Genomic DNA, 15,677 nt, shown 5'->3' on the forward strand with positions numbered 1-15,677 from the left:
GGGTCCCCTTCCCTTTTTGAGACCCCGTCCAATAGGGCCTCCCCACGGCTCGCGGGCGAGGGTGGTTCCCGCCGAGGAGGGACCGGCATGACACACGAACGGCTGCACGGACGCGAACGCGACCTTAGGACGATCGAGGCGATGCTCGACCGGGCCCGGGACGGGCACGGCGGCGCCCTGGTCGTCGCCGGGGACGCCGGCATCGGCCGGACGACCCTCCTGGAGGCCGCCGTGAGCGGCGCCGGCACGGGCTTCCGCACGCTCGGCACGACCGGGGTGCCCGGCGAGACCGGCGTCCCCTACGCGGGGCTGCACCGGCTGCTGCGCCCCCTGTCCGAACAGGTCGCCCAACTGCCGCCGACGCACCGGGACGCCCTCGCCGCGATCCTGTCCGGCGCGCCCCGCGCCGAGCCGTTCGTGCTGTTCACGGCGGTGTGCGAGCTGCTGGGCCGGGCCGCGCGGAAGGGGCCCGTGCTGTGCTGGGCCGACGACGTCCACCGGCTCGACGCGGGCTCGCTGGAGGTGCTGGCGTTCGCGGCGCGGCGCGTCGAGGACGAGCCCGTGGCGGTGCTGTTCTCCGTCCGCGACGGCGAGCCGGACGGGGGCGCGCTCGCCGGGATCCGGCGGCTGCGGCTCGCGCCGCTGGCCGAGGACGCGAGCCGGCGCGTGCTGCGCGACGCGCTCGGCGGCACGGCGCCCGACCTCTGCCTGGACGGCTCGGCGGGCGGCGACCTGACCGAGGAGATCGTCGACCTGGCCTGCGGCCGCCCCCTCGCGATCCGCGAGCTGGCCGGCGCCCTGACGTCCGGGCAGCTGTCGGGCGCCGCGCCGCCGCCGCGGGCGCTGCCCCCGTCCAGTGCCCTGCGCGCCCTGCACCGGGGCCGCTACCGCGCGCTGCCCTCCGGGGCGCGGCGCCTGGTGCTGATGACCGTGGCGGAGGAGTGGCTCGGCGCCGCGACGATGGAGCGGGCCGTCCGGGCGGACGGCATCGGCGGCGGCGACCTCGACGCGGCCCGCGAGTCGGGGCTGCTGCGGTTCGAGGGCGACGGGGTCGCGGTCCGCAACCGGCTCGTCCGGTCCTCGCTGTGGGCGGACGCGACGCGTGAGGAGCGGCGGGACGCGCACACGCTGCTCGCCGGCGTCCTGGTCCAGGAGTGGCAGCGGCCGCGGCGGCTCTGGCACCGCGCGGCCGTGACGGGCGAGCCCGACGACCGGCTCGCCGCCGAGCTCGCGGGGGCGGCGGACGCGGCCCGGCGGGCGGGCCGGTACGCCGACTCCTGGCGGATGTGGCAGCGCGCCGCGGCCCTGACCGTCGAGCACGGCGCGCGGACGGACCGGTACCTGGCCGCCGCCGGGGACGCCTGGGCGAGCGGCCGGTCGCGCCGGGCCCGCGCGATGCTCCGCCAGGTCCGCCCGCGCGGCTGCGACGGGCCCCGCATCGCCCGCGCCGCCGCCCTGCGCGGCGAGATCGAGACGGCGGCGGGCTCCCCCGCGGCCGCGGTCGCCGCGCTGCGCGACGCGGCCGAGCGGCTCGCCGGAGCCGACGCCGCGGCGGCGCTGGACGCGCTGGTGTGGGGCGCGGAGGCCGCCGACGCGTCCGGCGACCACCGCGCCCGCCTGGAGATCGCCGAACGCGCCCGCGCGCTGGAGCCCGTCGCGCCCGGTCCGCGCGCCGAGCTGCTGCTCGCCCACCTCGGCGGCGTCGCGGCCGTGATCCGCGGCCAGTACCGGGAGGCGGCGGAGCGCCACGGGCACGCCGTGCGCCTCGGCGCGGACGCGGCGGACCCGGACGCGCGGTCGTGGGCGGCGCTGTCGGCCCTCGCCCTCGGCGACGGCTCCCGCGCCCGCGCGCTGGCGGCCGAGGCGGTCGCGGCGGCCCGGCGGTCCGGCGACGCGCCCGCCGAGTCGTTCGCGCTGGTGGCCGCCGGGCGCTGCGAGACGCTCCTCGGGCATCCCCCCGCGCCGATCGCCGCCTGCCACGACGGCCTGCGCCTGGCCCGCGCCACCCGCCTGCACGGGCACGCCACGGAGCAGCTCGCCACCCTGGCCCTCACCGCCGCCTTCAACGGCGACGAGGCCAGGACGCGCGAGCTGCTGGACCAGCTCACCGGCGCGGCCGACGAGCGGGGCCTCGCCCGCGCGGCCGCCCTCGGATCGTGGGCGCCCGCGTGCCTCGACCTCGCCGCGGACCGGCCCGCCGACGCGGCCGCGCGGCTGCGGCTGCCGGACGGCGCCGGGCTCGCGCACCCGCCGGCGCGGCTCCTGTCCGTCCCCCACCTGGTCGAGGCGCTGGTCCGCACCGGCGAGCACGACCCGGCCGCGGGGGCCTACGAGCACTTCCGCCGCTGGGTGGACGGGATCGGCTCGCCCCCCGGCCCGGAGGCGCTCGGCCGCCGCTGCCTGGGCCTGCTGGCCGGGTGCGACGACGAGGCCGAGGAGCACTTCACCGAGGCCCTGCGCCTGCACGAGGCCGCCGGCGCCGTGTTCGAGCTGGCCCGCACCGAGCTGCTGTTCGGGCACCGGCTGCGGCGCGGGCGACGCCCTCGCGCCGCCCGCGAGCACCTGCGCGCCGCGCTGCGCGTGTTCGAGCGCTACGGCGCCGCCCCGTGGACGGGGCGGGCCCGCGCCGAGCTGCGCGCCGCCGGGGAGACCGCGCCGCGGGCGGCGAGCGGGTTCGGCAAGCTCACCGCGCAGCAGGCGCACATCGCCCGGATGGCCGCCGAGGGGGCCACCAACCGGGAGATCGCTGCGCGCCTGCTGCTCAGCCCGCGGACGATCGACCACCATCTCCGCAACGTCTTCACCCGTCTCGGGATCCGCTCGCGCGTCGAGCTGGCCCGGCTGATCCGCTGATCCGGCCGGCCGCCGGGTCAGCGGGCCTGCTCGTACTCCTCCTCGCGGTCCTCGGCCTTGCCGCTGCGGGACGACGAGGAGGACGAGGACGAGGAGGAGCTCCGCGTGCTCCGGCCGTTCCGGGAGCCCTTGGTCTCCGAGTCCTTGGAGTCCTTGGCGCTCTCGGAGCCCTTCGCGGAGGTGCCGGAGCCGCTGCCCTTGCCGGACTTCTCCTCTTCCTCCATGGCCTCCTCGTGCGTCCGGACGACCTCGCTGTCGCGGATCTCGCCGCGCCAGCCCTCGATCTCGTCCGCGCGGGTCAGCGAGTTCGTCATCACGTACCGGCGGAAGTGCTTCAGTTCGAGCCGGGCGCGGCGGCCCTGGGCGCGCCACAGGTTGCCCGTCCGCTCCATGAAGCCCTGCGGGTGGTACTCCAGGACGACCAGGACGCGGGTCAGGTTCGGCGACAGCTCGTGGAAGCTCACCGTCCCGTCCACGTGGCCCTTCGGGCCCTTCGAGCGCCACACGATGTGCTCGTCGGGGACCTGCTCGACGATCGTGGACTCCCACGTGCGCGCCGACCAGAAGATCTTGGCCTTCCAGTTCAGCTTGGTGTCGTCGGCCTGGTCGACGCTGACGACCTTCTTCATGAAGGACGGGTAGTCCTGGAACTGCGTCCACTGGTCGTAGACGAGGCGGGACGGCGCACCGATGTCGATGTGCTCGACGATGTTGGTGACCTTCACCTTCTTCCCGCCGCCCTTGCCGCCCTTGCCCTTCTTGCCGCCGGGCAGGACGTCCTTGAGCTTGCCGAAGATGCCCTTGCCCTTGCCCTCGGACTGCTCGTCCTTGCCGTCGGCGTCCTTGGCGCCGGCCTTGGCCTCGTCCTTGGAGTCGCTCTTGGCGGCGTTCTCGGCCTCGTCCTTCGCGCCGTTCTTGGAGTCGCTCTTGGCGTCGGAGGCCTTCGCCTGCTCCTGGTCGCCCTGGTCGGAGTCCCGCCCGGCGCGGTTGCCGGCGATGGCCCGGCTCGCCGCGACGGCCGCGCCGGCGCCGAGCAGGACGCCGCCCGCGGTGCCGACGGCCCGGCCGCCCGGGAGGGCCTTGGTGATGGCGCCGATACCGGACGAGCGCTTGCGCCCGCCGATCGGCAGCCTCTTGGCGATCTGGCCGACGGGCAGCTTGCCCATCGGGTTTGCGCGTGCCATGTTCCGCTTCCTCACTTGGGGTTGGTGACGGTCTCGCCGTCGCGGATCTCGCCGCGCCAGCCCTCCACCTCGTCGGGGTGCAGGAGCGCCTGCGTCATCACGTGACGGCGGAAATGCTTCAGTTCCAGCCGCGTCCGGCGGCCCTGGGCCCGCCAGAGGTTGCCCGTCCGCTCGAACAGGCCGACGGGGTGGTACTCCAGGACGAGCAGGACGCGGGTCAGGTCGGGCGTCAGCTCGTGGAAGCTGACCGACCCGTGGGCGTGGCCCTTCGGGCCCTTCGAGCGCCACACGATGTGCTCGTCGGGGACCTGCTCCTTGATCGTCGACTCCCACGTCCGCGCCGACCAGAAGATCTTCGCCTTCCAGTTCAGCCTGGCGTCGTCGGCCTGGTCGACGCTGACGACCTTCTTCATGAAGGTCGGGTAGTCCTGGAACCGCGTCCACTGGTCGTAGACCAGCCGGCGCGGCGCCCCCACGTCGATCTGCTCGACGATGTTGGTCAGCTTCCCCTTCCGCCCCCGCCCGAAGATGCCGGCGAGGGTCTCCTTCAGGGCCGTCCAGCCGAAGCTCAGCAGCGCGCGGAAGGGCGACTTGCCCTCCTGCAGCGCCTTGACCCCGGCCAGTGCGGCCTTGGCGAGCGGGCCGGCCTGCTCCGCCTTCGCGGTGAGGTGCCGGACCGCACGGTCGAGCCGCCGTTCGAGCCGGGTGACGAGCCCGGCCGAGGCACGGCGTGCCAGGCGCCGCGCCGAGAGCGCGGCCAGCGCCCCGCCGGCGCCGACGGCCGCGCCCGCGATCGGGCCCGTCCGGAGTTTCATGTCCTGTCCACCTCATCGTCCAACTCGGGTACGGCGCCGGGTTACCCGGTCAAGATGGGGCAAAACAGGACGCAGGCAAGATGCGACACATCGCGGTGCGGCCGGCCGCTCCAGAACGGGGCCCGCGAGGGCTCCCGGAGCGAACGCCCGGACGCTCCTGACGGGCGACCAGACCAGCCCAGCGTGGACACCGGACCAGACCGGCGTCTCCGAAACCTCGCATAACGGTTGAGATTCGTGCTTTACGGGCCCCTTGAACTGGTACGGACCAGTGTTTATCTTCTTCCCCACCACGCGCGTTTGTGCTCGGGGGGCGTTCACACCGCGCAGAATCTTTCATGCGCGACAGCCGGAGAAGGCGGGGACAGATGAAACGGCACCTCATGGGCGTCGTCGCCGCGGGCCTGACCGTGGCACTCGGCGTCAGCGGCTGCGGCAAGGGCAGCTCGTCGGGAGACGACTCCGACGGCAAGACCATCAAGTTCGTCGCCGCGATCTACGACGACAACACCAAACCCTTCTGGGACGCCCTGATCAAGGACTTCGAGGCGAAGAACTCGGGCTACAAGGTCAACCTGGAGATGGTCGACTGGACCCAGATGGACGCCAAGGTGAAGACCTACGTCCAGACCAAGCAGGTTCCGGACGTCCTCAACTACAACGCGTTCTCCGACTTCGCCCGCGACGGCCTCATCTACAAGGCGGACGAGGTGCTGTCGCCGGGCACGCTCGGCGACTTCACGCCGACCTTCGTCCAGCAGGCGCAGTACAACGGCGCGCAGTACGGCCTTCCGTTCATCTCCAGCGCCCGCCTGCTCTTCTACAACAAGGCCCTGTTCAAGAAGGCCGGCATCAGCGACCCGCCCGCCACCTGGGACGAGGTCAGGGCCGACGCCGAGAAGATCAAGAAGGCGGGCGCCACCGGGTACGGGCTGCCGCTCGGCCCCGAGGAGTCCCAGGCCGAGTTCTACTCCTGGGCGATGAACAACGGCGGCGGCTGGGTCGACGCGTCCGGCAAATGGGCGATCAACCAGAAGGCCAACGTCGACACCCTCGCCTTCCTCAAGGACCTCAACAAGTCCGGGCTGACCCAGCCGAACCCGGAGACCACCGACCGCAAGACGGTGTTCAACCAGTTCGCGCAGGGCAAGATCGGCATGGCGATCGGCGGCCCGTTCACCAAGGCCGGATTCATCGACCCGGTGAACAAGGACCTGGAATTCGGCGTCGCGCCGCTGCCGAGCAAGAGCGGCACCGAGCACAACACCCTCGGCGTCATGGACGTCCTCGCCGCGTTCAAGAAGGACGGCGGCAAGAACAAGGAGGCCGTCAAGAAGTTCCTCGACTTCTTCTACCAGAAGGAGAACACCTCGAAGTTCCTCAAGACCGAGGGCTTCCTCCCGGTGACGAAGTCGGCCGGGGACGCGCTCAGCGCCGACCCGTACATGAAGCAGTTCGTGGACGCGCTCCCGACGTCGAAGTTCGCGCCGACGTCCAACCCGGCGTGGTCGGCGGTCGCGGGCGCGGTCAAGCAGGACCTCGGCACCGCCGCCGCGAACGAAGACCCGAAGAAGATCCTGGACAAGATCCAGGAGACGGCGGAGAAGGCCGGCTGAGTGCTGGAGTCCCCGACCGGAGAGCGGGGGGCCGCCGCCTCGACGGCCCCCCGCCCCTCCCTCCTCCGGCGGACCGGGCGCGCCCTGGCACCGCTGCCGTGGCTCGCCCCGTCCCTCGCGCTCATCGCGATCGTGGTGCTGTGGCCCGTCATCGAGATGGTCCGCACCTCGCTGCAGAAGATCAGCTCGTCCGGCGTCACGCTCGGCTACCGGGGCGGCGGCAACTACACCGACCTGTTCGGTGAGGACGACCTCGTCCCGGTCGTGCTGCGGACGCTGCTGTGGGTCGCCGGAGTCGTCGTCGTCACGATGGTGCTCTCGCTCGCCCTCGGCCAGCTGCTGAACGCCCGCTTCCCCGGCCGCCGCGTCGTGCGCTGGGCCGTCATCGTCCCGTGGGCGGCGTCGGTGCTGATGACGTCGCTGATCTGGAAGTGGATGCTGGACAACTACTCCGGCCTGGTCAACCGCGTGCTGCTCGACCTGCACGTGATCGACGAGCCGGTGAACTGGCTGGCCCATCCGGGGCAGGCGATGCTGTGGATGATGTGGGTGGCGGTCTTCGTGTCGCTGCCGTTCACCTCGTTCGTCATCCTCGCCGGGCTCCAGACGATCCCCGCCGACGTGTACGAGGCGGCCCGCGTCGACGGCGCCGGGTCCGTGCGCACCTACGTCGCCATCACGCTGCCGCTGCTGCGCCCCGCCGTGCTCATCGCGTCCATCATCAACGTGATCAACGTCTTCAACTCGTTCCCGATCATCTGGGCGATGACGGGCGGCGGCCCCGGCAGCAAGACCGACACCACCACCACGTTCATGTACAAACTCGCGTTCTACGATCAGAACGTCGGCGAGTCCGGCGCGATGGCGGTCGTGAACTTCGCCCTGATCCTCGTGATGGTGCTGCTGTACCTGCGCGCCGCCCGCTGGCGGGAGGAGGTCCGATGACGCGCCGGATCGTCCTCACGGGCGTCGGCTGGCTGGTCGCCCTGGCGTTCCTGCTGCCCTACCTGCAGATGTTCGTCACCGCGCTCAAGCCCGAGCGCGAGCTGACCAGGTCGCCGGGCACCTACCTGCCCTCGCACTGGACGTGGTCGAACTTCGTGGACGTCTGGTCGGCCGCGCCCGTCTGGACGTACATGCGGGTCTCCCTCACCGTCGCGGCGGCCGCGACCCTGGTCACCCTCGCCTGCGCGATGCCCGCCGCGTACTACACGGCCCGCAACCGCTTCCGGGGGCGCGGGGCGTTCCTGCTGCTCGTCCTGGTCACGCAGATGTTCGCGCCGACCGCCCTGGTGATCGGCATCTACCGGGAGATGGTCGCGCTCGACCTCACCGACACGCTGCTGTCGCTCATCCTGGTGAACGCGGCGTTCAACCTGCCGTTCTGCATCTGGATCCTGCACGGCTACTTCTCCAGTATCCCGAAGGAGCTGGAGGAGGCCGCCTTCCTGGACGGCGCGGGCCGCGTCGGCGCCCTCACCCGCGTCACCCTGCCCATCTCCATGCCGGGCGTCGTCACCGCGATCGTCTACACGTTCATCGCGGCGTGGAACGAGTACATCGTGGCGCTGACCGTCACCGCGTCCCCGGACCGCCGCCCCCTCACCGTCGGGATCCCGTCCTTCGTGACCCAGTACCAGGCGCACTGGCAGTACCTCTTCGCCACGTCGCTGATCGCGATCATTCCGGTCGTCATCCTGTTCGTCTTCATCGAGCGCTACCTCATCGGCGGCCTGACGGCGGGGTCGGTCAAATGACCCTGATCGGCCTGGACGTGGGCGGTACCACGATGAAGGCCGCCCTGTTCGGCGAGGACGCGGGCGGTGAGGACCCGCAGATCCTGGCGAGCGAGTCGCGGCCCACCGACCGGGCCGACCCGGTGGGCGGCGTCCTCGACTTCGCCGCCCATCTCGCCGCCCTCGCCGCGTCCCTGGGCTCCCCCGCCCGCGCGGCCGGCATCGCCCTGCTCGGCATCGTCGACGAGGCGTCGGGCACGGCCGTCCACTCCGCCAACGTGGGGTGGCGGGACGTGCCGATCCGGCGGCTGGCGCGCGAACGCCTCGGCATCCCCGTCGCGATCGGCCACGACGTCCGCACCGGCGGCCTGGCCGAGGCCGTGCTGGGCGCGGGCCGCGGCGCGGGAGACTTCGTCTTCGTGGCCGTCGGGACCGGCATCGCCGCCGCCCTGATCCTGAACGGCGCCCCCTACCCGGGGACGGTCGGCTGGAGCGGCGAGATCGGCCACGTCGTCGTCCGTCCCGGCGGCGAGCCCTGCGCCTGCGGGAACCGGGGGTGCGTGGAGACCTACGCGTCCGCCGCCGCCATCTCCCGCCGCCACGGCGAGGGCGTCCCGGCCGAAGAGGTGATCGCGCGGGCCGGGCGGGGCGAGGAGAAGGCCGGACGGGTCTGGTCGGAGGCGCTCGACTGCCTTGCCGACGGCCTCGCGATGACGACCCTGCTGATGGACCCGGGCCTGGTGGTCGTCGGCGGCGGCCTCGCCCGCGCCGGGGACACCCTGCTGGCTCCCCTCGAAGCACGCCTGGCCGCCCGCCTGAAGTTCCGCGACCCGCCGCGCCTGCTGCGCACGCGGCTGGACGACCAGGCGGCCGTCAGGGGCGCGGCGATCCTTGCCCGGCGCGCCCTGGACGGCGGCTAGGGCGATGACGCTGCGTGCGGCGCGTCCCGGGTGAGGATGCGCAGCGCGTCGGCGGAGCCGGCGTCGTTCGGGGTGTAGATCTCCAGCCGGTGGTCGGGGCTGTCGGGCTGGAGCCAGACCTGGTAGGCGACGCTCGCGGCTCCGACGGTGGGGTGCTGCAGGTGCATGTCCCCGACGGTGCAGTCGGCGACCTCCCCGGTCGCCCACATGGCCGCGAACTCGTCGCTGCGCATGGTGAGTTCGCCGATGAGTTCGGCCAGCCGGGCGTCGGTCGGGAAACGGCCCGCGGTGAGCCGCAGGTAGGCGACGTGGACGCGTGCGAGTTCGTCCCAGTTGCGATGGAGGCTCCGGGTGAGCGGGTCGAGGAAGAACATCCGCGGGATCGAGGGACGCCGATCCGGCGCGTCCGGCGCGTCGAAATCGATGTGCTCGGCGAACAGCGCGTGGCCGGCGCGGTTCCACGCGAGCACGTCTCCTCGCCGGCCCAGCACCAGCGCCGGGGTCGCGTCGCCGAGCGTGGCGAGGAGAGCCAGAACGCGCCTGTGGGGCTCCTCCCGGCCGGGGTCCGACAGTCCGGGGGCGGTGGACTGCCGAGCGAGATTGCGCAGGTGCGCGGTCTCCACCTCGTCGAGTCGCAGCACCCTTGCCAGGGCATTGAGCACTTGGTCCGAAGCGGTTTCCGCCTGTCCCTGCTCCAACCGGGTGTAGTACCCGGGGCTGACTCCGGCGAGCTGGGCCAGTTCTTCGCGACGCAACCCCGGGACCCGCCGAGAGGTGCCGTAGGTGTGCAGTCCGATCTCGGCCGGGGTGATTCCATCACGCCGGTTCTTCAGGAACGTTCCCAGGCTCTCCACGCCATGGAGCGTATGCACGCCGCGGCGGGCGTGGGTGCACCTGCTGGGTCTACCCAGAGCAAGGGGATGGCCGTCCGACGCGGCGGCCCTGAGCGTGGACGACATGCATCAACAGCACGCGAGTACGCCGGGTGCACGGGCCTGGCTTGGTCTCCTTGTCGTCCTGGGGCCGGTACTGCTGGTCTCGATGGACGGGTCGATCCTCTTCCTGGCGATGCCCCGGATCAGCGGAGCACTGGCGCCGACGGCCGAGCAGGCCCTGTGGATCCTGGACGTCTACGGCTTCGCCGTCGGATCCCTGCTCATCGCGTTCGGCAACCTCGGCGACCGATACGGCAGGCTGCGGCTCCTCATGATCGGCACGGCGGTCTTCGGGCTGGCGTCCGCGGCCGCGGCGTTCGCCCCCGACGCGGGACTGCTCATCGCCGCTCGTGCGCTGATGGGCGTCGCCGGGGCCACCCTGCTCCCCTCCGCCCTGGCGGTGGTGAGCGAGCTGTTCGCCGACCCGCGGCGCCGCGCACAGGCCATCGGAATCTTCGCGGCCGCGTTCGCCGCCGGCTTCGCCATCGGCCCGGTCCTCGGTGGTGTGCTGCTGGAGAGCTTCTGGTGGGGATCGGTGTTCTTGGTCAACCTGCCCGTCGTCGCCGTGTTCCTGGTCCTCGCGCCGGTCCTGCTCGGTGAGGTCCGCGCGACTCGGCCCGGCCGCGTCGACGTCACCAGCGTCGTGACCTCCGCTGCCGGCCTGCTGCTCGCGATCTACGCGCTGAAGCGCGTCGCGGCCGAAGGTCTCTCGCTCCTCCCCGTCCTGGCGGCCCTGACCGGAGCGGTTCTTCTGGTGTGGTTCGCGACCCGGCAGCGGCGCCTGCGACAACCACTGATGGATTTCTCCCTGTTCGGCGATCGCACCTTCACCGTCGCGATCGTCACCGGGCTGCTGCCCCTGGCGGCATGGTCCGCGACCGCCTACCTGGCGGGCGTCTACCTCCAGTCGGTCCTGGGCCTTGCGGTCCTGCACGCCGCCCTGCTCGCACTACCCGGAGCCGCGGTGCTCACCATCACCTGCATCATCACGCCGGCCGTGGTCGACCGCATCGGCAAACGCACCACCCTGCTCGTCTGCCATCTCTCCATCGCCGCCGGGCTGCTGCTCCTGCTCCCCACCACCGTCCACGGTGGCGCCGGCTGGTACATCGCCTCCACCGTCGTCGCGGGACTCGGCTACGGCCTCTCCTTCGCCCTCGTCGCGGACACCGCCGTCGGCGCGGTCCCGCCGGAGCGCGCCGGCGCGGCCGGAGCCATCGCCGAGACCAGCAACGAGATCGGCAACGCCCTCGGCATCGCGCTCCTCGGCTCGCTCGCCGCACTCGTCTTCCGGCTCCAGGGCCCGGCCTTCGCCCCGACCCTCGGCGAGACACTCCAGATCCCGGAACTGACGGCCACTCAGGTCGACGATGCGAAGTCCGCCTTCGTCGTCGGACTGCACGCGGCGGTCGCCGTGGCGAGCCTCCTGCACGTCGTCCTCGGCGTGCTCGCATCTCGCTGGCTGCCCAGACAGAGCAAGAGCGATTCGTCGCCCTCCCCAGGCGCGCCCGCCGATCTCGCGGAGAGGGAGGCGCGCTGAGCCGGGCCGGCCCTAGTCCGCTTCGACGAGCCTGGCGAGGTTGTCCAGGGCCATCCGCGTGCCGGTCTCGTTGTCGGCGGCGGGCACGGCGTCGGGCATGCCCTCGTGCACGACGAGGACCTCCGTGCCCCCGTCGACCTCGGTGAGCGTCGTGGTCATCGTCATCTCGCCCTGGAAGGCGGGATCGCCGGTCTCGAACTCGAACACCTCGACCACGCGCTCGCCGGGCACGAGCTCCGCGAACCGCCCGTGGTAGGTGTCGGTGCGCGCCGACGACTTGCCGGCGCCGGTCGGCGCGTCGTAGGTGAGCGAGATCCGGAACGCGCCGCCCTCGCGGGCGTCGAACTCGTGCACCTCGCCGGTCATGCCGTCCGGCACCCGCCATCTCCTGATCGCGTCCGCGTCGACGAGCGCCCGGTAGACGTCAGAAGGACGGGCTTTCACGTGCCGCGACACCCGCGTCGAGTACATGCGCCGACCCTATCCGCAGGGTGTGTCAGGACACGTGGCGAGCCGGCGGGCCGGTTCAGGGGCGGCGGGCGCGGAAGGCGCGCCGGTAGTCGGTCGGCGGGACGCCGACGTGCCGGGTGAAATGGCGCCGCAGGTTCGCGGCCGAGCCCAGGCCGCTGCGGCGGCTCACCTGGTCGACGGGCAGGTCGGTGGATTCGAGCAGGGCGCGGGCGCGGCCGAGGCGCTGGTCGAGGAGCCACCGGGACGGGGTGGTCCCGGTGTGGGCGGTGAAGCGGCGGGCGAACGTCCGCGGGCTCATCCGCGCCCGCCGGGTGAGGTCGGTGACGGTCAGCGGCTCGTCCAGGCGCGCGGCGGCCCACTGCAGGACCGGGCCCAGCCCGTCCCCGTCGGTGCGGGGCACGGCGAGCTCGACGTACTGGGCCTGGCCGCCGGGGCGGTGCGCCGGCACCACCATGCGCCGGGCCACCTGGTTGGCGACGTCCGCGCCGAGGTCGCGGCGGACGATGTGCAGGCACAGGTCGAGCCCGGCGGTGCGTCCGGCGCTGCTGAGCACGTCCCCCTCGTCCACGTAGAGCACCGAGGCGTCCACCCGGACCCGCGGGTACCGGCGCTGCAACGTGTCGGCGAACATCCAGTGGGTGGCGGCGGACCGTCCGTCCAGGATCCCGGCGGCGGCGAGGGCGAACGCGCCGGTGCACAGCGACACGATCCGCGCGCCGGCGCGGTGCGCGGACGCGAGCGCGGCGGTCAGCGCGGGCGGCACCGGGCGGTCGGACTCCACGTGGGCGTACGGCAGCGCGGGGACGACCACCATGTCGGCGCCGGCCAGGCCGTCGAGCCCGTGCCCCGCGCCGAGGGTGAAGCCGAACTCCAGGCGCACGTCCCCCGGCTCGGTCGAGCACAGCCGCAGGCCGTACCACGGGACGTCCGGGTCGGCCCGCGCCGAGCGGAAGACCTGGCAGGCGATCCCGACCTCGAAGAACGGCATGTCGTCGAGCAGGACGAGGGCGACGGAGCGCGTCATAGCCGCCCAACTTATGGCAGAAAGCGTGCGCATGTCGGCAGATCAGCCACTCGTGGCTGCCGCGCCGGACTGCGACCGTGGAGGCCCGCCCCTGCCGAACGAAGGAAACGAGCCATGTCCGAGGCCCCCGGCGCCGCGCCGGCCCCCGCGGCGGACCTCCGCTGCTCCGTCGTCGAACTGCGGCAGTACACCCTCCGGCCCGGGGCCCGGCCCGTCCTGACCGATCTCTTCGACCGCGAGTTCGTCGAGACCCAGGAGGCCGCCGGGATGCGCGTCATCGGGCAGTTCCACGACGAAACCGACCCGGACCGGTACGTGTGGCTGCGCGGCTTCCCCGACATGGAGGCGCGGAAGGCGGCGCTCACCGCCTTCTACCTGGAGGGCGCGGCGTGGAGGGAGCACGGCATGGCCGCCGCCGCCACCATGGTCGACTCCGACGACGTCCTGCTGCTGCGGCCGGTGGGGCCCGGCTCCGGCTTCCCGCCCGCGAACGGGCGGCCGCCGGTCGGAGCGGCGCCTCCCGAGTCCCGGGTCATGGCGACGATCCTGCATCGCGGAGCACCCGTCGACGCCGCGTTCGCGGCGCACTTCGACGCCACGATCGCACCGTTCATGGCCGGTCTCGGCGCCGCTCCCGTCGCCCGCTTCCAGACCGAACCGGCCGAGAACACCTTTCCCCTCCTCCCCGTGCGGACGGGCGAGAACGTCTTCGTCTGGTTCGCGGTCTTCGAGAACGCCGCTCACCTGCGCGACCACCTCGACCGGCTGGCCCGGTCACCGGAGTGGACCGAGCGGCTCCTGCCCGCCCTCGCCGCGGACTCCGCGGCGCCACCGGAACGGCTGACCCTGGCCCCCACCGCCCGCTCCGCACTCCGCTGAGCCGTCCCGCACCCGGAACACCTCGTCCGATTTGCGCGCCTTGACAGCGGCGGTCCCCCCGGCAACGATCACTCGCAGGGGTGGCAGCACGGAGGTCACCCAACACGCCAATCAACAAGGACACTGAGATGGCCGAGCAGAAGAACCCGCAGCGTTTCGACAACCCGACGCAAGGCATGGGTGACAACAACGCGAACATGCTCAAGAACCAGGCGGAGCTGTCGCCGACCGGCAAGGTCGACGTCCAGTCCGGCCACAACGGCGACCACCACACGATCACGACGGTGAGCGGCAGCCAGTCCGCCGCCGAGATCAAGGCGCAGGTGGAGGCGGCGCGGAAGCAGTGATCCGCGCCTCCTGACACTCTGAGAGCAACTTCCGAGGCCCTGGGGAGCACCACCGTCCCCAGGGCCTCTTCCCGTCTTCCCCGTGTCGTGGACACACCGGCGCGTGGGCGGGCGTCCGGCTTGTAGTGTTCTCGGCGTGTTCATGGGGCGAGACCGCGAGCTCGACCACCTCACCGGGCTGCTCAGGGACGCCCGCGCCGGGCGGAGCAGGACCGTGGTGGTCCAGGGCGAGGCGGGGATCGGCAAGACGGCCCTGGTCGAACAGGTCGCGGCGGCCGCCGGGGACATGCGGGTCCTCCGCGGGATCGGCGTCGAGTCCGAGAGCGAGCTCGCGTTCGGCGGGCTGCATCTGATGCTGCACCCCTACGGCGACCGGTTCGACGCCCTGCCCGAGCAGCAGGCGGCGGCGCTGCGGTCGGCGTTCGGCCTCGGCGCGGGCCCGGCGGGCGACCGCTTCCTGATCGGCGCGGCCACGCTCACGCTGCTGTCGGAGCTGGCCGCCGACCGCCCCCTGGTGTGCCTGGTCGACGACGCGCAGTGGCTGGACACCGCGTCGCTGGACGCCCTGCTGTTCGCCGCCCGCAGGCTCGGCGCCGACCCCATCTCCATGATCTTCACGGCCCGGGACGGCGCCCGCCCCTTCCCCGACCGCGGGCTGGAGGTGCTGCGGCTGACCGGCCTGGACCGCGGGGCCGCCGAGGACCTGGTGATGGCGCACGCCCCCGGGCTGACCGTGCCGGTGCGCGAGCGCCTGCTGGACGAGGCGGCCGGCAACCCGCTCGCGCTCATCGAACTGGGGAACGCCCTGCGGTCGCGGCCCGCCCGCCCCGCCGGGCCGCTGCCGGTGGGCGGCCGGGTGCAGGAGACGTTCCGGCGCCGGCTGGCCGAGCTGCCGGACGCCACCCGCCGGCTGCTCCTGGTGGTCGCCGCCGACGGCACCGCCGACCTCGGCATCGTGCTGCGCGCCGGGGACGCGCTCGGCCTGACGCCCGCCGACCTCGGGCCCGCCGAGGAGGCCGGGCTCGTGGTCCTGGACGGCGGTGAGGTGCGGTTCCGCCACCCGCTCATCCGCGCCGTCACCTACCAGGACGCGGCGCACCACCGGCGGATCGACGTGCACGGCGCCCTGGCGAGCGTGCTGCCCGGCGACGAGCACGCCGACCGGCGCGCCTGGCACCTGGCGGCGGCCGCGACCGGCCCCGACGAGGGCGTCGCCGCCGAGCTCGAACGGGTCGCGCACCGCGCCGAGCTGCGCGGCGGGACGGCCGCCGTCGCCACCGCCTACGAGCGCGCCGCGCGGCTCAGCACCGAGCCGGAGGGGAAGTGGTGGCCGTGGAACTCGGCGACCACCTCGGGG

The 15,677-nt window shown here is 73.2% G+C and carries 14 protein-coding genes; 9 read left to right on the plus strand and 5 right to left on the minus strand.

Translation table 11 applies throughout. The features are described from left to right. Positions 1–87 precede the first annotated feature (87 nt). Positions 88–2,853, plus strand: a complete 2,766-nt coding sequence (locus AB0C69_RS07100) for a LuxR family transcriptional regulator (RefSeq protein WP_360350838.1) — start codon at positions 88–90, stop codon at positions 2,851–2,853. 17 nt (positions 2,854–2,870) lie between these two features. Here AB0C69_RS07100 and AB0C69_RS07105 read toward each other — a convergent pair whose 3' ends face one another. Together AB0C69_RS07105 and AB0C69_RS07110 are read right to left on the minus strand one after the other, a co-directional pair. Continuing rightward, positions 2,871–4,037: an SRPBCC family protein gene (locus tag AB0C69_RS07105; RefSeq protein WP_353835384.1), complete on the minus strand. Its 1,167-nt coding sequence runs from the start codon at positions 4,035–4,037 to the stop codon at positions 2,871–2,873. Positions 4,038–4,048: 11 nt separating this feature from the next. Beyond that, complete coding sequence (locus AB0C69_RS07110; protein WP_360350842.1) at positions 4,049–4,852, minus strand: SRPBCC family protein; 804 nt, start codon at positions 4,850–4,852, stop codon at positions 4,049–4,051. A gap of 368 nt (positions 4,853–5,220) precedes the next feature. Here AB0C69_RS07110 and AB0C69_RS07115 point away from each other — a divergent pair, with 368 nt between their 5' ends. The 4 genes from AB0C69_RS07115 to AB0C69_RS07130 are packed head-to-tail and all read left to right on the plus strand — an operon-like array spanning position 5,221 to position 9,124. Next, the gene (locus AB0C69_RS07115) at positions 5,221–6,468 is read left to right on the plus strand and encodes an extracellular solute-binding protein (RefSeq protein WP_360350845.1); all 1,248 of its coding nucleotides are present in this window, start codon (positions 5,221–5,223) and stop codon (positions 6,466–6,468) included. Then, a complete protein-coding gene (locus AB0C69_RS07120) occupies positions 6,469–7,413 on the plus strand; it encodes an ABC transporter permease subunit (protein WP_353835385.1) in 945 nt (314 codons plus the stop codon). Next, positions 7,410–8,225, plus strand: a complete 816-nt coding sequence (locus AB0C69_RS07125) for a carbohydrate ABC transporter permease (protein ID WP_345181524.1) — start codon at positions 7,410–7,412, stop codon at positions 8,223–8,225. Before AB0C69_RS07120 ends, AB0C69_RS07125 begins: the two co-directional genes overlap by 4 nt. Next, entirely contained in the window at positions 8,222–9,124 is a 903-nt protein-coding gene (locus tag AB0C69_RS07130) for an ROK family protein (RefSeq protein ID WP_360350849.1), read from the plus strand. The genes AB0C69_RS07125 and AB0C69_RS07130 overlap by 4 nt, the downstream gene beginning before the upstream one ends. Here AB0C69_RS07130 and AB0C69_RS07135 read toward each other — a convergent pair. Then, complete coding sequence (locus tag AB0C69_RS07135) at positions 9,121–9,978, minus strand: helix-turn-helix transcriptional regulator (protein ID WP_360350852.1); 858 nt, start codon at positions 9,976–9,978, stop codon at positions 9,121–9,123. The genes AB0C69_RS07130 and AB0C69_RS07135 overlap by 4 nt on opposite strands. A 103-nt stretch (positions 9,979–10,081) precedes the next feature. Between AB0C69_RS07135 and AB0C69_RS07140 the strand changes: the two genes are divergently transcribed. Then, a complete protein-coding gene (locus tag AB0C69_RS07140) occupies positions 10,082–11,599 on the plus strand; it encodes an MFS transporter (protein WP_360350855.1) in 1,518 nt (505 codons plus the stop codon). 12 nt (positions 11,600–11,611) lie between these two features. On the opposite strand, the gene AB0C69_RS07145 is transcribed toward AB0C69_RS07140, so the two are convergent. Together AB0C69_RS07145 and AB0C69_RS07150 are read right to left on the minus strand one after the other, a co-directional pair. Next, positions 11,612–12,070 carry an SRPBCC domain-containing protein gene (locus AB0C69_RS07145; protein WP_353835388.1) on the minus strand — a complete coding sequence of 153 codons (459 nt, stop codon included), beginning with the start codon at positions 12,068–12,070 and terminating at the stop codon, positions 11,612–11,614. Between the two features lie 55 nt (positions 12,071–12,125). Then, positions 12,126–13,094 (minus strand): helix-turn-helix domain-containing protein, encoded by a 969-nt coding sequence (locus AB0C69_RS07150; RefSeq protein ID WP_360350858.1) that lies wholly within the window; start codon positions 13,092–13,094, stop codon positions 12,126–12,128. A gap of 114 nt (positions 13,095–13,208) precedes the next feature. Between AB0C69_RS07150 and AB0C69_RS07155 the strand changes: the two genes are divergently transcribed. The 3 genes from AB0C69_RS07155 to AB0C69_RS07165 all read left to right on the plus strand — a co-directional run. Next, entirely contained in the window at positions 13,209–13,973 is a 765-nt protein-coding gene (locus tag AB0C69_RS07155; protein ID WP_360350861.1) for an NIPSNAP family protein, read from the plus strand. 128 nt (positions 13,974–14,101) lie between these two features. Further along, a complete protein-coding gene (locus AB0C69_RS07160; RefSeq protein WP_360350864.1) occupies positions 14,102–14,320 on the plus strand; it encodes a hypothetical protein in 219 nt (72 codons plus the stop codon). A gap of 142 nt (positions 14,321–14,462) precedes the next feature. Beyond that, the coding region (locus AB0C69_RS07165; protein WP_360350870.1) for an AAA family ATPase at positions 14,463–15,677 on the plus strand (1,215 nt) is incomplete at its 3' end.

It is taken from the genome of Actinomadura sp. NPDC048032, from assembly GCF_040653175.1.
In the GTDB taxonomy this organism is placed as follows: domain Bacteria; phylum Actinomycetota; class Actinomycetes; order Streptosporangiales; family Streptosporangiaceae; genus Spirillospora; species Spirillospora verrucosospora.